The sequence below is a fragment of the Isachenkonia alkalipeptolytica genome, assembly GCF_009910325.1.
GTDB classification, from domain to species: domain Bacteria; phylum Bacillota; class Clostridia; order Peptostreptococcales; family T1SED10-28; genus Isachenkonia; species Isachenkonia alkalipeptolytica.
The window spans coordinates 55,054-71,761 of record NZ_SUMG01000005.1; the positions used below are offsets into that span (position 1 = coordinate 55,054).

The window sequence follows — 16,708 nt, forward strand, 5'->3', positions numbered from 1 at the left end:
TTGCTGTTCATAAGCTTATTTTATCATAAGTGAGGGAAAAAACACCGAAAAAAAAAGAAAAACCTAGAATTTTCAGATTAAATATCTGATGTAATTCCAGGTTTTATTTTTATCAGCTTACCGGGAAAGGTCCCGGGGTCTTCTTACTTTTGCAGCTCTTCGACCAAATGGCAGGCCACAAAACGTTCCGGCTCATATTCACGCAACTCCGGAGTCTTGCTTTTACAAATGTCTTGACGATATCGACACCGGCCATAGAAACGGCAACCCTCAGGAGGATTCACGGGACTCGGCACGTCTCCCTCCAGGATAATCATGTCATCCGGGGCATCCACCCGGGGTACCGGGATTGCGGATAGTAAGGCTTGGGTGTAAGGATGCAAAGGATTTCTAAAGATCGCATTATAGTCCGAGAGCTCCACAACTTTTCCCAGATACATTACCGCGATTCGGTCACTCACATGTTTTACAACACTCAAGTCATGGGAAATAAACAGGTAAGTCAGTCCCAGCTCTTCCTGAATATCCTGCATCAGATTCAGAATCTGTGCTTGAATGGATACATCCAGAGCGGAAACCGGCTCATCCTGAACGATGAACTTCGGATTAAGGGCAAGGGCTCTGGCCACGCCAACTCTTTGTCGTCTTCCCCCGTCCAGCTCATGGGGAAAAGCGTTTAATAGTCTCGGTGTAAGGCCTACCGTATCCATTAACTCCTTGACCCGCTCCGTAACCTTCTGCCGATCTTTATAAACCTTATTGATTAACAGAGGCTCCGCAATGATCTGTCCTAAATTCATCCTTGGATTTAGGGATGCATAGGGATCCTGAAAGATGATTTGCATATTTTTACGAGCCTCTCGCATCTGCGCTCCATTGAAGTCTACAATATTTTTTCCTTCGAAATTCACCTCTCCCGATGTGGGTTCTAACAATCGTAGAATGGCACGCCCAGTAGTGGATTTACCACAGCCGGACTCCCCAACAAGGCCCAGGGTTTCTCCTTCTTTGATAAAAAAGCTGACATCATCCACCGCATGCAGCATTCCTTTTGGAGTTTTAAAGTGCTTTTTCAGATTTTTAACTTCTAAAATATTATTCGACATTCCTTTCACCTCCTACTTTTGATATTCTTCTGGGGGATACAGATGGCAGTTTACATAGTGTCCATCCTCCACTTCCACTCTTTGAGGCAATACACTCTTACAAACATCCATCACCTTTGGACACCTTGGATTAAAAGGACATCCCTCGGGGACTTCCGTTGGATCCGGCATTAACCCTTTAATGGGATTTAGCCGCTTTTCATCCGCCTCTACATTTGGTATGGATCCGAAAAGTCCTTGGGTATAGGGGTGCAGGGGATTATTATACAGATCCCGAACTTTCGCATATTCCACCACATAGCCGGTATACATAATCGCTACTTTGTCACAAATATTGGCTACGACTCCCAGGTCATGAGTGATCATGATCATCGAGGTTTCAAAATCTTCCTTAAGCCGTTTCATCAATTTCAACACCTGGGCTTGAATGGTTACATCCAAGGCCGTGGTCGGTTCATCCGCAATCAAAAGTTCCGGATTACAGGCCAAGGCAATGGCGATCACGATCCGCTGTCGCATTCCTCCACTGAATTGATGGGGGTATTCCTTTCCTCGTTCTCTAGGTATTCCAACGGTTTCAATCATATCTCTGGCCTTTTCCTTAGCCTCTTTCGAATCAACGTCCTGGTGAAGCAAAATCACTTCCGCAATCTGATCCTCCGTGGTCATTACCGGGTTTAAGGAGGTCATGGGGTCTTGGAAAATCATGGAGATTTTGTTTCCTCGAATTTTTCGCATTTCCTCATCATTCTTCTTAAGCAAATCTTCCCCTTTAAAAATAACTTCTCCCTGAACAATTTTTCCCGGGGGATTCGGAACCAATTGCATAATTCCTAAAGCGGTTGTGGTTTTCCCTGCTCCGGTTTCTCCTACGATTCCAATGGTCTCTCCCACACCGATTTCGAAGGTCATATTATCTACAGCCTTTACAACCCCTTCATCCGTACTATATTGAATAGACAAGTTCTTTACATTCAATAAATCCTTCGCCATGTATTACACTCCTTTCCTTTAACTTTAGCTTTTTAATCTTGGGTCTAGGGCATCTCGAAGACCATCCCCTAATAAGTTCAATCCAAAAATGGTAATCATAATTGCAAGACCCGGGAAGATGGACATCCACCAAGCATCTCGGATATATACCCGTGCCGTGGAAAGCATTGCCCCCCACTCAGGAATTGGTGGCTGAATACCCAGTCCAATAAAGCTTAGTCCCGCCGCTGAAAGAATAGCCTCTGCAACTCCTAAGGTTCCTTGAACAATTATGGGTGCCATACAGTTTGGCAAAATATATTTGGTGATAATTCTAAAATCATTGGCCCCTACGGCTCTGGCTGCCTCTACAAATTCCTGATCCCTCAAAGAGAGTACCGATGCACGGACAATCCGGGCATATCGGGGAATCGATGCAATACCTACCGCAATCATAACATTAACGAGACCCGGTCCAAGGGCCGCAGCAATGGCAATCGCTAACAAAATTCCCGGTATGGCCAATAAAACATCCATTAATCTCATAATTACATTGTCTATTCTACCGCTGTAGTACCCAGCCACAGACCCTAAGATCCCGCCTACTACAATGGCTACACCTACCGCAATAAAGCCTACTTGAATTGAAATTCTACTACCGTAGACCACTCGACTAAAAATATCTCTTCCAAAGTTATCCGTTCCAAACCAGTGATCAGAACTCGGGGCTGCCCGGACATTATCCAGGTTTTGATCACTGTAGTGGTAAGGCGCAATAAAGTCCGCAAAAATTGCGGTAAGAATAAGTATCAATATTACGATCATCCCGGCAATTGCCGCTTTATTTCTAATTAATCGCTTCCAAACTTCCGCCCATTGACTTTTTCGTTTCTCCGGTACGATAGTTTTTACATCCATCCCTTCTGGCTCAACTTCTCCCGGTTGACTGTGGATTTCCGTCTGAGACTGATAATTCTTTACAACCGCATCGTCTCTGGTTAAATCCTTTGCCTTAGGATTTTTTTCTTTTTCCATTAAATCTTTATTTCTTTCGCTTTCCTTGTTTGATGACATTTCAGAACCTCCTTTTCTGATTACTTATATTGAGCCTTAATTCGAGGATCAATAAATCCGTATAAAATATCTACGCCTAGATTTATCACACTAAAAGTCAGGGCGATGAATAAAACACCACCTTGGACCATGGGCAAGTCCCGCATTCGAATGGAATTAACCATCAAAAGTCCGATTCCATTAATGGAAAATACAGTTTCCGTCAGTACGGCACCTCCCAGTAAGTAACCAAATTGCAAACCGATTACGGTAACTACGGGAATCAAGGCATTTTTAAGCGCATGCTGGTTAATTACCTTGGACTCTTTTTGTCCCTTTGCTCGAGCGGTTCGAATATAATCCTGACGAATTACCTCTAGCATACTAGACCTGGTCATCCGTGTAATCATGGCCGCAGAACTGGTCCCGATGGTAATTGCGGGAAGGATCATATGCATGGGCGTTGAATATCCCGAAGAAGGGAACCATCCCAGACCTACGGAGAATATGAGAATTGCCACAAGCCCTTGAAAGAAGTTGGGCATCGATACCCCCAATAAGGCAAACATCATGGCTGCATTATCAAATAAGGAATATTGTTTCGTGGCGGATATGATCCCGACGGGTATTCCGATTAACACGGCTACAAGAACCCCTGTGGCCGCCAGGGTCAATGTTGTTGGAAAACGAGTGATCAGCTCATCAAATACCAGAGCATTGGTTCTATACGACCGTCCGAAGTCTGCACGGGTAAACACATCCCGGGCAAATCGTCCGTATTGTACGATGAAAGGATCGTCCAGACCCATTTGCTCCCGAAGTTGTAAAATTTCTCTTTCCGTTGCCTGTTCCCCAAGCTGCATGGCTGCAGGGTCTCCCGGGGTGATATACATTAGAGTGAAAACGATGAAGGATACGCCAATTAATACGGGAAGTAATAGCAGTATTCTTCGACCAATATACTTTAACATTGTTACTCCTCCTTCCTGAATCTATAAGGATTGTTAACTTTTTATTGATTATGATGAATTTTCAAAATAGTTTTGGACAGCACAGTAGGGTCATAGTTATGACCCTACTGTACTCTACTTATTGTGTTTGAAACATCCGTTGTCGCTAATGAAATATTGATTTATTAATTTTCGATCGTTACGTCCCATAATGGGTGGTGACCCGCCGGGTGGTTTCTAAAGCCACTAACGTTGGATCGAAGGCCGGTTCGGTCTTCTCCGGTGTTAAGGAATAACCATGGTGCTTCATCTCGCACGATTTCTTGAACTTCCATGTAAGCGTCTTCCCGTACATCGGGTTCTGCCGATCTTCTAGCTTCGTCAAGGAGTTCATCCACTCGCTCATCACCCCAGAAAGTTCGGTTTCCAGCGGATCCAAATTGTTCTGAATGGAACAGTGCATACAGTCCATAGTCAGGATCTCCTGTTACGGTAACCCAACCTAGGATAAACATATCATGGTCTCCCGCAGCGGTTCCGTCTAGATAAGCTCCCCACTCCAGTACTTCGATTTCTACATCGATTCCGATTTCTTCTAACTGACTCTGTGTAATTTGTGCAATATCTTGTCGAAGTTGATTGTCGTTTGTCCAGATGGTGGTAGAGAATCCGTCTTCATAACCGGCTTCTTCCATCAGTTCTTTTGCTTTTTCGATGTCATGGCCATAAGGTTCTAACTCTTCGTTTGCTCCCCATACCATCGGTCCGATGGGGCCCGTGGCAACTTCTCCAGAACCTTCCATTACCGAATCGATAATCGATTCTACATTTACGGCGTAGTTGATCGCTTGTCGAACTCTTACGTCGTCAAAAGGCTCTTTTTCTGTGTTAAATCCAAGGTATACCGTAGAGAAGTTTAAGTCTCTTGCTAACTCTAACTCCTGGTTTTCTTCAATTCTTGAAATATCTGTTGGCAGGATATCGTAAGCAATATCGATTTCTCCGGTTTCTAGCTCAATGGTTCGATTTCCGTCCTCTTGAATGTTTCTAAACGTGATATTTTCCATTTTTCCGTTTTCACCATGAAAATCTTCAAATCGCGTAAGCTCAATTGTAGCACCTCTTGTCCAGTCCTCTAACATGTATGGACCGGTGCCCACTGGGTTTTCACCATAGTCGTCCCCGTGTTCTTCAACCGCGGTTTGGTTTAAGATTGAAGATGCGGTATGGGCTAAGTGAGCAAGTAGCGGGGCAAAGGGTTCTACCGTTGAAATTCTGATGGTATAGTCATCAATAATTTCAAATCCGTCAGGATCAATAGCTCCCACAATGTGCCCTACATCGGGAGATTCTAATGCTCGAAGCAAGGTAAACTCTACGTCGCTTGCAGTTAACTCCTCTCCATTGTGGAACATTACACCTTCTCGAAGTTTAAATTCGAAGGTTAATTCGTCAATTTGTTCCCATTCTTCTGCAAGACCGGGAACTAATTCCATGTCTTCGTTTTGATTTAATAAACTTTCATAAACCTGTTTCATAACTCTTGAAGAAGGTTGGTCATTGGTTGCATGTGGATCCAATGAATCCGCATCGGCACCCTGTGCCACAACTAAGGTATCCGTAGCGGCTTCGTCGCCACAACCGATGGCAAAGGCAGCAACCATCAATAATAATGCTAACAATAATGCAATTTTCTTACTGTTCATTTACTTTCTCCCCCTTAAATATAAATTGAATTTATATTAATTCCACCTCTAGACCAAAAAGTCTATGATGAAAGTAATATCATCTTTACTAGATCGGAGCTCCATTCAATTCCAAAAATTTAAGTATAACTAAAAACATGTAACAATCAATTCTGATAATTTAAGCCGCTGCCTGGCTTTGATTACAAATTCTTTATTCATTCTCCCATTTCGAATTCCTTGCTCAATTAGGATTTTTTAGAATATTTAGCCTGCAGCTGCTCCTATCAATAGAAGTATTATACCCTATATTTTTTTTATTTGCAATACAATCGGATTCGTATTGCTTTCTTTATCCATATATATTTTTTAATACAGCCTATGGTCTTTTCAAAGATTAGACGGTATAATGATAGTGAAAAACTTCGATACTGGAATATAATTGTACTGTAGTTTAACTATTTTCCATTAAATCATAATTTACCGACAATTGCAAACAAAATTCGAGAGAAATTCGAAATTCAAGAAAGGAAGTTTCCCAATGACCAATTCCTACGATAACAATCACCCCCCCAAACTTTCAGCCGTCCTGTGGCTTATTACCAAGGAGGGCATTCTAGCAGCGGCCCTTGCTGCTGTCATGGGTCTGATGTACGGCTTTTTCCTCTCTGAAGAACCTTTATTACAGCTAATCAACAATGCTATATTTTTAATGGGCGTTGTTTTAGGCTTTTATGCCCTTTTCTTCGGGGTCAGCCGGGATAAAAAATTAGTGAAAAACATGTTTAAAAGCAACTTCAAGGAACAGTACATGGAAAAAGTCTCCCAACGGAAGGAACGAATTATTCATCTTTACCGAGCCTTTGTGGTTTTCCTGATTGCAGTGGTTCTGGATCTATTGCTGTTCTTCCTTTAGACCATTCCGGGCCTCCCCATGATTTAAGGTTCCTCACAGTAGACTTCTTCCGTCTCACAGAGCGCCCTTTCAATGGCTTTTAAAATCACTTTACTGCTGTGGGTTGCCCCGGTTACCATATCCACTTCCAAGCTTTGCTCCTCCACCACCCGCCGGGTGATTTCCTCGGCATTATACCCCCGTTCGTGCTCATGGTGAAGATCAATGCCCACAATTTCCCCGGATAGAATTCGCACCTCTACCTGGGCCTCAATTTCATGTACCTGATGCCGGCCTTCGTATTCCCCATCTTCAAATGCGCTTATTTCAGGGTTTTGGATTTGAAGGTTTTCGATCTCTCTGTTATAATTAAGCAAGTCCAGATAATCCAATACAAAAGGACGTAGAACAATCAGCAGCACCAGGATGGTTGATGTAACTAGGATTCCCTTTTTCACAAATGATCATCTCCATTTTTTTGTTTTGTTTATTTGTTTAATGGTACTTCTCTCTATAGTATAGCAGAAAACCTTTCTATTATTAACTGAAAAATATATAGCTACATCTTAACTGATAGATCAAAATAAGTCGAAGCTGCCTCGTATTTAAAGAGGCTTTCTAACTAAGGAGGAATTTTTATGTTTCAAGTGGCCGCAATACAATTAACCCCGATCATGCATGATGTGGATGCCAACCTTAAGCGGGGAATCGATTTTATCCGAAAAGCCTCGGAAGAAAATGTGGATCTCATCGTTTTACCGGAGCTTTGGACTACGGGATATTATTTATCGAGAAATGCCTTCAGCTTACTGGCGGAAACCCGGGAAGGACGAACCGTTTCCCTTATGCAGGAGGAAGCGAAAAAAGCCGATGCTTCCATCATCTGTCCCTTTGTGGAAAAAGGGGAGGGGGACAATCTTCACATTTCCGTTGCCGTAATCGATAACGATGGCGAACTGCGGGGAATCGTCCGAAAAAGCATGCTTTGGGGCCGGGAGGCGAAAATATTTTCCCCCGGGGAAGTGCAGTATCCGGTGTTTAAAACCAAAGTGGGCACCATCGGTATTCTCATCTGCTATGAAATGGAGTTTCCGGAACCCAGCCGATTACTGGCCCTAGCCGGAGCGGAAATCATCGTCTGTCCTTCGGTTTGGTCCCTGGGCGCCTCCCACCGCTGGGATATTCAATTGCCCGCCCGTTCCCTGGATAATACGGTGTATGTGCTCGGAGTAAACACCGTGGGGAACCACAGCTGTGGAAAAAGCAAGTTGATCAGTCCCCTGGGGGACTTACTAGCAGAGGCCTCGGATAAAAAGGAAGAGTTGATGATTCGAGCCATCGATAAAGAGGCCCTATACTGGGCCCGGGAAGAAATTCCCTACCTCGAGGACTATCGAAACAAGCTGCACGATAAGCTTACCCCCGGTGGTGCAAAGAAGATTCCGGTACCGGAGTTGTAAAAAATTCCCTTGTCAGACCGGTAGCCCATCCGGTAAATGGTCCGAGGAATGGAAAAAGCTGTTGGAAGTTACCCTTCCAACAGCTTTTTTAATAGGCGCTCATCCAGATTCCCTCCGGACACCACCACCGCAATTTCTTTTCCCGGTATCCTTTCTCCCTGTTCCATAAGAGCGGCCACCCCTACGGCCCCGGAAGGTTCCGACACCACTTTTTCCTTTGTTACCAGATGCTTCGTGGCTTTCTTGATGGCCTTTTCCGACACCACGATAATATCATCAATAGCACTTTTCGAAAGCTCATAGGGAATCCTTCCTACGCCTCCCACTAAGGCATCACAAATACTGGGATCCGTAGGATATTCCTCATAAAACACGCCTTCCTTCATGGCCGCGTCCATCGCCGGACACGCTTCCGTTTGCACACCGATTACCTTAATATTCGGATTGATGGCCTTCACTGCGATACTGATCCCCGTAATCATGCCACCACCGCCGATGGGCACAAGGATGGTATCCATTCCCCGATGGTCTTCTAGGATCTCTAAACCCATGGTCCCCTGTCCGGAGATTACATCCTCATCGGAACAGGCATCAATATAGGTCAGCCCCTCCTGTTCAATCAATCCCTTGGCATAGCCGTTGGCCGCATCAAAGTTCTCCCCTTTTTGGATCACCCGGGCCCCATAATAACGGATTTTTTCCACCTTGGACTCCGGTGTGGACTCCGGTACCACCACGGTTGCCTTCACGTCTTTGAGGATGGCGCTGGCATAGCTTACCCCGCTTCCGTGATTCCCCGAGGATACAGTAATCACTCCCCGCTGCTTTTCTTCTTCCGTAAGATTCATCATTTTGCTGAGGGCTCCCCGAATTTTAAAGCTTTTCAGTTTCTGTTGGGCCTCTAATTTCAAGTACACCTGCCGGTTCTCATGGCTCAAATACATGGAGTGCTCCAGCGGGGTATGGTAAATCCCCTTTTCAATTCGTTTTTTTGCTGCAAGAACGCTGTGATAGGTAATCATGATCCTTCCTCCTTTTCTATATCGGCTATGCGAAATAAATCCTCCAAGTCTCGAAGATCTTCTCTTTCCACATCCAATATCACTTTTTTCGGCTCTTTAAAGGATTCCCAGAAACGGATTTTGGGTTCTCCCGCGTAAACCCATAGGATATCGGTGGCCTCCTTGGGCCGATGCCTTATTTTATAATGGCTGATCTTTGCTATTTTTCGCTTCCCTTCAAAGGTGTACAGCCCCTTTTCCGTCAAGCGGTTTTTCCGGTTGCCCCGGTACAGGCTTTGAAAAAAAAGCCCCAAATGAATAAACAAAATCCCTGTTTCCATAAGCCCCTGTCCTAAGAAACGGTTCAGTTCCCTTGTTATGTACCACTTATCTACTTCCTCTTTTTCATAGTCTTCCAGTATTTCCAGGGTCTCCTCCACTTTATACAGCTCAATCCAGTGATCGATTTTTTCCTCTTCGATTAAAGGCTCCGCCGCTCGGCTTATGGTGGTGTACAGAATTAGCCCTTGCATAATCATTAGAAAGCTTAGAAATATGGCTGAGGTTTTAGCCGAATTCCAACCCTCACTTTTTCTGGACGCCAGGGTTTCTTCCAAGTTAAAATGACTTTTCGCCACCTCGTAAAGTAAATTCCCCCATACCCCCAGGGCGATCACTGCCAAGAGTAGGCTTCCCCATACAAGGAAACTTTCGTTGTTTGCCCAGGCTGAACCCATTAAATCCCCTCCCCATAAAAAAACTCAGCATCGATTAAATGCTGAGTCTATTCTATCATTTTTTTAGAAAAATCGAAAGGTTCTGCCTCTCCTTCTAGCTTGCCATGATGTTGCCGTTGCAAACATTTTTAAGTTTACAGCTGTTACATCGTTCCAGTTGCACATGCAGGTCACTGATGGCTCTTTTAGAGAATACACAGGGGATCTTTTGCTGCTTTGCCTGTTCCTTGATAATGCTTGCGATATTGTGTTCCAGGTAATCATAAAAGAGAATAATCATATCCGCATCCTTTGGAATTTTTGCCTTTCGCAGTTTTTTCTTGCGTCCCGTCCAGTGTATTTGTTTGTCGATCCCCTGACATCGCAGGGTTTCCGGTATGTTTCCCAACTGGTCTCCGCCAACTAATAATGCCGTCATAATAAACGCCTCCTAATTTATTTAGATTTGATCTATAAGCTCTTTAGTTTACTATCGAGGGATATCCATTAATATTCATTGATAACGATTATCATTATTATATAATTTGTCGGCGGCACTGTCAAGGGGTTTTTAGCTATTTTTTGAAAATTTAAAATTTCCATAGATACATACAAAGGGCGCCGGTTCCTTCAGCTAAACCTTCCCCTGTAAATGCTTTGGCAAAGCCTCTCCTCGCAGCAAATCTTCGTAGGTCTCTCTTTTAACAATAATATTGGACTGATCCCCTGAAATCAGCACCACCGCCGGCTTGGGGATTTTGTTGTAGTTGTTGGCCATGGAGTAATTATATGCCCCGGTATTTTTTACCGCTAAAATATCCCCGGCGGTTAATTTCGGCACCGGTAAATCCCAGATTAAAATATCGCCGGATTCACAGCACTTCCCCGCAATGGTTGCCCGGTAAGTTTTTTCTTTCTCCGCTTTATTGGCAATAATTCCATCGTACTTCGCTCCATATAAGGCCGGACGGGGATTGTCGGGAAATCCCCCATCCACACTGGCATAGGTTCGAACCCCGGGAATTTCTTTGATGGCTCCAATGGTATAAAGGGTGATCCCCGCTTCCCCCACAATCCACCGCCCCGGTTCAATGATGATTTTCGGAATCGGCAGGGTAAACTCTTTAAAAATTCTTTCCACACTGTGCATAATCACCTCAGTAAAAAAGGATAAGGGCTTTGTTTTTTCATCCCCGCGGTACTGGATGCCAAAGCCGCCCCCCACATTTAGCTCCTCTAAAACCATTCCCTGATTTGTTTTCAGCTCCTTCGCCAGTTTCCCGATGATCTCAATGGCCCCTTCATAAATATGATTTTCAAAAAGCTGGGAGCCGATATGAAAGTGGAATCCCCGAAGGCTAAGCATGGAAGACTTTTGTACTTTTTCAACAAGCTCCTTCAAGGTTTCAATTTCCAGGGGGATTCCGAACTTGGAATCTTTTTGCCCGGTCATAATGTACTTATGGGTTTTTCCTTCAATGGATGGGGTGATTCGAAACAGACAGTGCACCACCTTCCCCTTTTCCTTTGCCAGGGATTCAATCATCGGGATTTCCTCTTGATGGTCCACAACGATTCGTCCCACCCCAAAATCTATGGCCATTTCCAATTCTTCAAAGGATTTGTTATTGCCGTGAAAAATCACTCTTTCCATGGGAAAGGCCGCTTCCCTTGCGGTAAAAAGTTCCCCGCCGGAAACCACATCCAGACCCAGTCCCTCCCTTTCAATAATCTTACACATGGCTTTGGTTAAAAAGGCTTTACTGGCATAGACCGCCTGGGTGTTGGGGTATACCTTGAGAAAGGTCTCCCGGACTTCCCTGCATTTATCCCGAAGGATGTCTTCCGAAAGGACATATAAAGGGGTTCCGTATTTTTTAGCCAACTCCACCGTATCAAATTCTTGAAAAACATAATTAGTTCCCATGATCATTCCTCCTGAAATTTCTTTCTACTATCATAGCATATTTGTCGGCTCTTTTATTGATAAAATTGATTCCCTGTGATAACTTTTCCTCTTCTAGGGTAATAACAGAGTAGGGAAACTTAAAGTATGAAATTCTAATAAATAAGGAGCGATGATGATGAATATATCACTGAAAGGACTTAGTATTTTACGAGAAACCAAGGCCCTGCTTTTGCCGGTTTTTGAAAAGGAAGGCATTCACGGAGAATCCTACCCTTCCAATCTCAAGGAGGTTTTAGAAAAGAAAGCGGCTCGCAAACCCTTTGAGGGAAAAAAAGACACCCTCAGTCTGCTTTCCTTCTATGAGGAGGAGCTTCCCGAAACACTGATTTTGGTGGGTTTAGGTAAAAAAGAGGATTTTTCTTTGGAAACGCTTTCCTCCAGCCTTGCCAAGGGATTTCAAAAAGCCAAGTCGGAAAAAGCCTCTTCCCTTACTTTGGATCTTACGGTTTTAGAAGAATTATTCCCCTTCGAGAAGATTCTTCCCGTGGTAGGCAAAACCTTTACCTTAGCGAATTATGAATTTGTAAAATATCAAAAAGAAAAAGAAGGGGAAAATGAAAAAAAATCCAAGGAGGTTTTGCAGGATGTCTTTTTATTCTCTAAGGATGAAGAACAACTGCTGCTTCTGGAGAGTCTCCTTGCGGAAGGCATTCACGAAGGGCTCAGCACCTGTATTGCCCGAGATTTGGTCAATGAGCCGGCCAACGTAATCAATCCCGACAGCCTTGCCAAGGTTGCCCAACACCAAGGAGAAATCTTCGGATTTTCCGTTACCGTAAAGAATGAAAAAGAAATTGAAGATTTGGGTATGGAAGCGCTTCTGACCGTGGGTCGAGGCTCCAATAACCCTCCAAAACTGATCGTCATGAAGTACCACGGCAACGGTGACAGCGATGAAGTTTACGGACTGATCGGAAAAGGACTTACCTATGACTCCGGGGGCTATTCCCTTAAGCCCACGGATGGCATGTTGACCATGAAAATGGATATGGGTGGCTCCGCTGCGGTAATCGGTGCCATGGCCGCCATCGCAAAACAAGGGCTTAAAGTAAACGTTACCGCCGTGGTTGCCGCCTGCGAAAACATGATTTCCGGCGACGCCTTTCGACCGGGGGATGTAATCGGTTCCATGGCGGGAAAAACCATCGAAGTAACCAACACCGATGCCGAAGGTCGCCTCACCCTGGCAGATGCTGTAACCTACGCGATCGAAAAGGAAGGGGCTACCAAAATCATTGATATCGCCACCCTGACTGGGGCTGCCTTAGTGGCTATGGGTAAGGACATCACCCCATACCTTTCCACGGATGATGACATGAGCAGGGATTTAGAGAAGGCTTCGGAAAATGCTTTAGAAAAAGTCTGGCGCCTTCCGGCAGAAAAAAGTTATTTGGATCTGTTGAAATCTGATATTGCCGACATTAAGAATTCCGGTCCCCGTTTAGCGGGAACCATCACCGCCGGTTTATTTGTTCAGTCCTTTGCCAAGGATGTACCCTGGATGCACTTAGACATCGCCGGTACCGCCTGGACAGATAAGAAAAAAGACCTTTGCCCCATTGGGGGAACCGGTTCCGGAGCAAGCCTTTTATATCATTACTTTAAATTGTTGAGTCAGTAAAATAACCGTTAACCCATGACTTACCCGCAAAAACACCCCCGTCTTTTTAAGACGGGGGTGTTTTTATATTGGAATTTTTAATTTGAGTTTTTTATAATTTTTGTTTTCTTCAGTGCTGACCCTTCCTTAAGGGGAAGATCCTTTTATAAATAGTTTTTCAGCTCTTGAATATCCCCAATCAATAAATCCCCTTCTTCCAACTCTTCCTCCGTCCCGTATCCGTAGGTGCAGCCGATGGTTGGAATCTGATTTTTCACCCCGGCATCGATATCCTTTTTACGATCCCCGATCATCAGATGCTGTTTCGGGAAACGATCCAGAACCTTCCCCAGGATTTCGTGCTTCGGGATATAGCCGAAGGCCTCCGCGGTAAAAAATTCCTCAAAGACCTCCTCTAAGGGAAAGGCCCTTTGGGCATTTCTTAAATAGTTGTCTCCGCAGTTGCTTAAAAAAACCAAACGGTATCCTTTGTTTTTCAAATACCGTAAGGTCTCCAGGGTGCCCGGATAAAGCTCCGCCTTTCCCCTGCGGATCAAGGCTTCCATCTCCCGGCCGAGAATGCTCCCCGCCTGATTTTGAATGGCTTTGGGAAGCTCGGGCATGTAGGCCTCCCACATTTCCTCCCGGATAAGGCCGAGAAACCGGGTCACTTCCTGATCGGAAAGATCTTTTTCTTTCAGATATCCTTCATCGATTAGAAATTCCTGGGCCCTTCGAAAGGCAGGGATATATATTTTTTCACTAAAATGAAGGGTTCCGTCATAGTCAAAGAACAGGGTTTTGATATTTTTAAACATGGTTGTTCCTCCCGTCTAAGATTTTTTCCCGGGATTTTAGAAAAAACGGGAAGCTTAGGATAGTTCCCCTAACAGATTGGCCATTTCAATCGCTGTCATGGCAGCATCAAAGCCTTTATTCCCGGCCTTGGTGCCTGCCCGTTCAATAGCCTGCTCGATGGTATCCGTGGTCAGGACACCGAAAATAATGGGAACGCCGGTATCTAGGGAGGCGTTGGCAATCCCTTTGGAAACTTCACTGGATACATAATCAAAATGGGGGGTGGCTCCACGGATCACGGCACCGAGACAAATCACCCCGTCATACTTTTCGCTTTTCGCCAGTTTCTTAGCCACAAGAGGCATTTCAAAAGCCCCCGGGGACCAGACAATTTCCACGTTTTCATCCTTTGCCCCATGTCTTTTTAAGGCGTCTAAGGCTCCGGAGAGGAGTTTCCCTCCGATAAATTCATTAAACCGTCCCACCACAATGGCAAATTTTTGATCTTGTACAATCAGTTGTCCTTCATAGGTTTTCATATTATTTTTCCTCCTTCTGATCTTTTTTAGGATAATGGGTCATATGTTCCATCTTTTCCTGCTTGGTGTGTAAATAAAAGGCATTTTCGTCATGGGCATCCATCTCAATAGAGACCCTTTCCACAATTTCAATACCATAACCGGAAAGCCCGTGGATCTTTTTCGGATTGTTCGTCATCAATCGGATTTTTTTCAAGCCTAAATCCTTTAAAATTTGAGCACCGATTCCATATTCCCGTAAATCATCGGGAAATCCTAAGGCCCTGTTGGCTTCCACGGTATCCATACCCTGATCCTGTAATTCATAGGCTCTCAGTTTATTGATCAATCCGATCCCTCTGCCTTCCTGGCGCATATACACCAGTACGCCTCTGCCTTCTTTTTCAATGGTCTCCATGGCTTTATTGAACTGATCTCCACAATCGCAACGAAGAGAGCCAAAAGCGTCACCGGTCAAACACTCGGAGTGCACCCGAACCAACACCGGTTCTCCATCGGAAACCTCCCCTTTTACTAAAGCTACATGATGTTCTCCGTTCAGGGCGTTAATATAGCCATAAACTTTAAAATGTCCGTGCTCCGTAGGCATATCCGCTACGGTCATGCGGTTTACCAGGGTTTCACTTTTGCTTCGGTAAGCAATCAAATCCGCTATGGTGATTAGTTTTAAGTCATGTTTTTTCACATACTCGGTCAGCTCCGGTACCCTGGCCATGGTGCCGTCTTCATTCATGATTTCACAAATCACTCCGGCGGGTTTCAACCCTGCCAGTCTTGCCAGGTCCACCGCCGCTTCAGTATGGCCGGCCCGTTTTAAAACCCCGCCTTCCTTTGCTCCTAAGGGGAAAATATGCCCCGGTTTGTTAAAATCCAAGGGTTTGGCCTCAGGGTCCACCAGCCGTTGTATGGTCATGGCCCTTTCCGATGCGGAAATCCCCGTGGTGGTGTTTTTTTCATCCACGGATACGGTAAAGGCGGTTTCATTAGGGTCGGTACTGTTGGTGACCATGGGCAGGATATCCAGCTCTCTCAATCGCTGTTTTTCCATGGGAACGCAGATCAGCCCCCGGCCATAGGTGGCCATGAAGTTCACCTGTTCCGTGGTGGCTTTTTCCGCCGCCATCAACAAGTCCCCTTCGTTCTCCCGGTTTTCATCGTCCACCACTACGACCATTTTTCCATTTTTAATATCTTCAATTGCCTCTTCCACGGTATTGAATATCGTCATGTTCATCATCCTTTATCTGTTTTAGATTTTTGTTTCCCGCAATTAATACCCCAGCTGTTTAAGACGTTCTAGGGTCAACCCTTCATTCTTGGTTCCTGAAGGCTTATTCGATGCTTCTCCCTCCGCCGGGGATGCCTCTTTCGAAGTACTCATGAATTTCTCAATATACTTTCCTACCATATCACATTCTAAATTGACCATGGCTCCCAGAGGCTTTCTCAATAAGGTGGTTTCCTCTCCGGTCAGAGGGATAATGGAAACTTCAAAACCTTTATGATCCACCGTCGCCACCGTAAGACTGGTGCCGTCAATGGCAATGGAGCCTTTGGGCACTATATACCGCAGCAGACTTTTATCACAGTCTATTCGAATCCATGTGGCATTTTTCTCTTTACGGTACTTAGAAATTTTCCCCATGCCGTCAATGTGTCCGGAGACCATATGGCCTCCAAAGCGGTCCCCGATGGCCATGGCTCGTTCTAAATTAACCGCATCTCCAATTTGCAAATCCCCTAAATTACTTTTCCTTAAGGTTTCGGGCATCACATCGGCTCGGAAGCGGTCCCGACTGAAATCCACCACGGTAAGACACACGCCGTTGGTATTGATGCTGTCTCCCAACTTCACGTCTCCCAGGACTTTGTTTGCTTTTACATTCAGCTGAAAAGCCTCTCCTCCTTTTTTTATGGAAAGCAAACTTCCCAGCTCTTCAATAATTCCTGTGAACATATTTTCA

General features: G+C 44.8%; 17 protein-coding genes. 3 read left to right on the forward strand and 14 right to left on the reverse strand.

All coding sequences use genetic code 11. The annotated features are described in order from the left end of the window. Positions 1-143: 143 nt before the first annotated feature. From ISALK_RS05735 to ISALK_RS05755, 5 genes are all read right to left on the reverse strand, one after another. Positions 144-1,106 carry an ABC transporter ATP-binding protein gene (locus ISALK_RS05735; RefSeq protein WP_160720057.1) on the reverse strand — a complete coding sequence of 321 codons (963 nt, stop codon included), beginning with the start codon at positions 1,104-1,106 and terminating at the stop codon, positions 144-146. 12 nt (positions 1,107-1,118) lie between these two features. Then, positions 1,119-2,099, reverse strand: a complete 981-nt coding sequence (locus ISALK_RS05740) for an ABC transporter ATP-binding protein (protein WP_160720059.1) — start codon at positions 2,097-2,099, stop codon at positions 1,119-1,121. 24 nt (positions 2,100-2,123) lie between these two features. Next, positions 2,124-3,152 (reverse strand): ABC transporter permease, encoded by a 1,029-nt coding sequence (locus ISALK_RS05745; protein WP_371723606.1) that lies wholly within the window; start codon positions 3,150-3,152, stop codon positions 2,124-2,126. Positions 3,153-3,172: 20 nt separating this feature from the next. Next, positions 3,173-4,102: an ABC transporter permease gene (locus ISALK_RS05750; RefSeq protein WP_160720061.1), complete on the reverse strand. Its 930-nt coding sequence runs from the start codon at positions 4,100-4,102 to the stop codon at positions 3,173-3,175. 164 nt (positions 4,103-4,266) lie between these two features. Continuing rightward, positions 4,267-5,787, reverse strand: a complete 1,521-nt coding sequence (locus ISALK_RS05755; protein WP_160720063.1) for a glutathione ABC transporter substrate-binding protein — start codon at positions 5,785-5,787, stop codon at positions 4,267-4,269. A 520-nt stretch (positions 5,788-6,307) separates the two neighbouring features. Here ISALK_RS05755 and ISALK_RS05760 point away from each other — a divergent pair. Beyond that, positions 6,308-6,682: a hypothetical protein gene (locus ISALK_RS05760; protein WP_160720065.1), complete on the forward strand. Its 375-nt coding sequence runs from the start codon at positions 6,308-6,310 to the stop codon at positions 6,680-6,682. Between the two features lie 23 nt (positions 6,683-6,705). Here the strand turns inward: ISALK_RS05760 and ISALK_RS05765 are convergent, their stop codons facing one another. Beyond that, positions 6,706-7,119: an FMN-binding protein gene (locus ISALK_RS05765; protein WP_160720067.1), complete on the reverse strand. Its 414-nt coding sequence runs from the start codon at positions 7,117-7,119 to the stop codon at positions 6,706-6,708. A gap of 180 nt (positions 7,120-7,299) precedes the next feature. On the opposite strand from ISALK_RS05765, the gene ISALK_RS05770 reads away from it, so the two are divergent. Continuing rightward, on the forward strand, positions 7,300-8,121 hold the full coding sequence (locus ISALK_RS05770; protein WP_160720069.1) for a nitrilase-related carbon-nitrogen hydrolase: 822 nt from the start codon (positions 7,300-7,302) through the stop codon (positions 8,119-8,121). A 68-nt stretch (positions 8,122-8,189) separates the two neighbouring features. On the opposite strand, the gene ISALK_RS05775 is transcribed toward ISALK_RS05770, so the two are convergent. From ISALK_RS05775 to lysA, 4 genes are all read right to left on the reverse strand, one after another. Then, the gene (locus tag ISALK_RS05775) at positions 8,190-9,143 is read right to left on the reverse strand and encodes a threonine ammonia-lyase (RefSeq protein ID WP_160720071.1); all 954 of its coding nucleotides are present in this window, start codon (positions 9,141-9,143) and stop codon (positions 8,190-8,192) included. Beyond that, entirely contained in the window at positions 9,140-9,859 is a 720-nt protein-coding gene (locus tag ISALK_RS05780; RefSeq protein WP_160720073.1) for a hypothetical protein, read from the reverse strand. The genes ISALK_RS05775 and ISALK_RS05780 overlap by 4 nt, the downstream gene beginning before the upstream one ends. A gap of 94 nt (positions 9,860-9,953) precedes the next feature. Beyond that, positions 9,954-10,277 (reverse strand): DUF2325 domain-containing protein, encoded by a 324-nt coding sequence (locus ISALK_RS05785; protein WP_160720075.1) that lies wholly within the window; start codon positions 10,275-10,277, stop codon positions 9,954-9,956. A 195-nt stretch (positions 10,278-10,472) separates the two neighbouring features. Further along, complete coding sequence (lysA, locus tag ISALK_RS05790) at positions 10,473-11,765, reverse strand: diaminopimelate decarboxylase (RefSeq protein ID WP_160720077.1); 1,293 nt, start codon at positions 11,763-11,765, stop codon at positions 10,473-10,475. A gap of 157 nt (positions 11,766-11,922) precedes the next feature. Here lysA and ISALK_RS05795 point away from each other — a divergent pair, with 157 nt between their 5' ends. After that, a complete protein-coding gene (locus ISALK_RS05795; RefSeq protein ID WP_160720079.1) occupies positions 11,923-13,428 on the forward strand; it encodes a leucyl aminopeptidase in 1,506 nt (501 codons plus the stop codon). 143 nt (positions 13,429-13,571) lie between these two features. Here the strand turns inward: ISALK_RS05795 and ISALK_RS05800 are convergent, their stop codons facing one another. Genes ISALK_RS05800 through ribE form a run of 4 tightly spaced genes read right to left on the reverse strand, consistent with a single transcriptional unit; the run spans position 13,572 to position 16,701 of the window. Beyond that, positions 13,572-14,225, reverse strand: coding sequence for an HAD family hydrolase (locus ISALK_RS05800; RefSeq protein ID WP_160720081.1), 654 nt, complete (start codon positions 14,223-14,225; stop codon positions 13,572-13,574). Between the two features lie 54 nt (positions 14,226-14,279). Then, positions 14,280-14,744 (reverse strand): 6,7-dimethyl-8-ribityllumazine synthase, encoded by a 465-nt coding sequence (ribH, locus tag ISALK_RS05805; RefSeq protein ID WP_160720083.1) that lies wholly within the window; start codon positions 14,742-14,744, stop codon positions 14,280-14,282. Position 14,745: 1 nt separating this feature from the next. Next, positions 14,746-15,981 carry a bifunctional 3,4-dihydroxy-2-butanone-4-phosphate synthase/GTP cyclohydrolase II gene (locus tag ISALK_RS05810; protein WP_503466086.1) on the reverse strand — a complete coding sequence of 412 codons (1,236 nt, stop codon included), beginning with the start codon at positions 15,979-15,981 and terminating at the stop codon, positions 14,746-14,748. 33 nt (positions 15,982-16,014) lie between these two features. Beyond that, positions 16,015-16,701, reverse strand: a complete 687-nt coding sequence (gene ribE / locus ISALK_RS05815) for a riboflavin synthase (protein WP_160720087.1) — start codon at positions 16,699-16,701, stop codon at positions 16,015-16,017. Between the last annotated feature and the right edge of the window lie 7 nt (positions 16,702-16,708).

What these genes read in the sequence shown, in the direction of transcription:
- ribE (WP_160720087.1), bottom strand. Translation starts at nt 16,701, where the DNA reads ATGTTCACAGGAATTATTGAAGAGCTGGGAAGTTTGCTTTCCATAAAA.
- ISALK_RS05750 (WP_160720061.1), bottom strand. Translation starts at nt 4,102, where the DNA reads ATGTTAAAGTATATTGGTCGAAGAATACTGCTATTACTTCCCGTATTA.
- ISALK_RS05785 (WP_160720075.1), bottom strand. Translation starts at nt 10,277, where the DNA reads ATGACGGCATTATTAGTTGGCGGAGACCAGTTGGGAAACATACCGGAA.
- ISALK_RS05780 (WP_160720073.1), bottom strand. Translation starts at nt 9,859, where the DNA reads ATGGGTTCAGCCTGGGCAAACAACGAAAGTTTCCTTGTATGGGGAAGC.
- ISALK_RS05775 (WP_160720071.1), bottom strand. Translation starts at nt 9,143, where the DNA reads ATGATTACCTATCACAGCGTTCTTGCAGCAAAAAAACGAATTGAAAAG.
- ISALK_RS05760 (WP_160720065.1), top strand. Translation starts at nt 6,308, where the DNA reads ATGACCAATTCCTACGATAACAATCACCCCCCCAAACTTTCAGCCGTC.
- ISALK_RS05770 (WP_160720069.1), top strand. Translation starts at nt 7,300, where the DNA reads ATGTTTCAAGTGGCCGCAATACAATTAACCCCGATCATGCATGATGTG.
- ribH (WP_160720083.1), bottom strand. Translation starts at nt 14,744, where the DNA reads ATGAAAACCTATGAAGGACAACTGATTGTACAAGATCAAAAATTTGCC.
- ISALK_RS05755 (WP_160720063.1), bottom strand. Translation starts at nt 5,787, where the DNA reads ATGAACAGTAAGAAAATTGCATTATTGTTAGCATTATTATTGATGGTT.
- ISALK_RS05735 (WP_160720057.1), bottom strand. Translation starts at nt 1,106, where the DNA reads ATGTCGAATAATATTTTAGAAGTTAAAAATCTGAAAAAGCACTTTAAA.
- ISALK_RS05795 (WP_160720079.1), top strand. Translation starts at nt 11,923, where the DNA reads ATGAATATATCACTGAAAGGACTTAGTATTTTACGAGAAACCAAGGCC.
- ISALK_RS05745 (WP_371723606.1), bottom strand. Translation starts at nt 3,152, where the DNA reads ATGTCATCAAACAAGGAAAGCGAAAGAAATAAAGATTTAATGGAAAAA.
- ISALK_RS05800 (WP_160720081.1), bottom strand. Translation starts at nt 14,225, where the DNA reads ATGTTTAAAAATATCAAAACCCTGTTCTTTGACTATGACGGAACCCTT.
- ISALK_RS05810 (WP_503466086.1), bottom strand. Translation starts at nt 15,981, where the DNA reads ATGATGAACATGACGATATTCAATACCGTGGAAGAGGCAATTGAAGAT.
- ISALK_RS05740 (WP_160720059.1), bottom strand. Translation starts at nt 2,099, where the DNA reads ATGGCGAAGGATTTATTGAATGTAAAGAACTTGTCTATTCAATATAGT.
- lysA (WP_160720077.1), bottom strand. Translation starts at nt 11,765, where the DNA reads ATGGGAACTAATTATGTTTTTCAAGAATTTGATACGGTGGAGTTGGCT.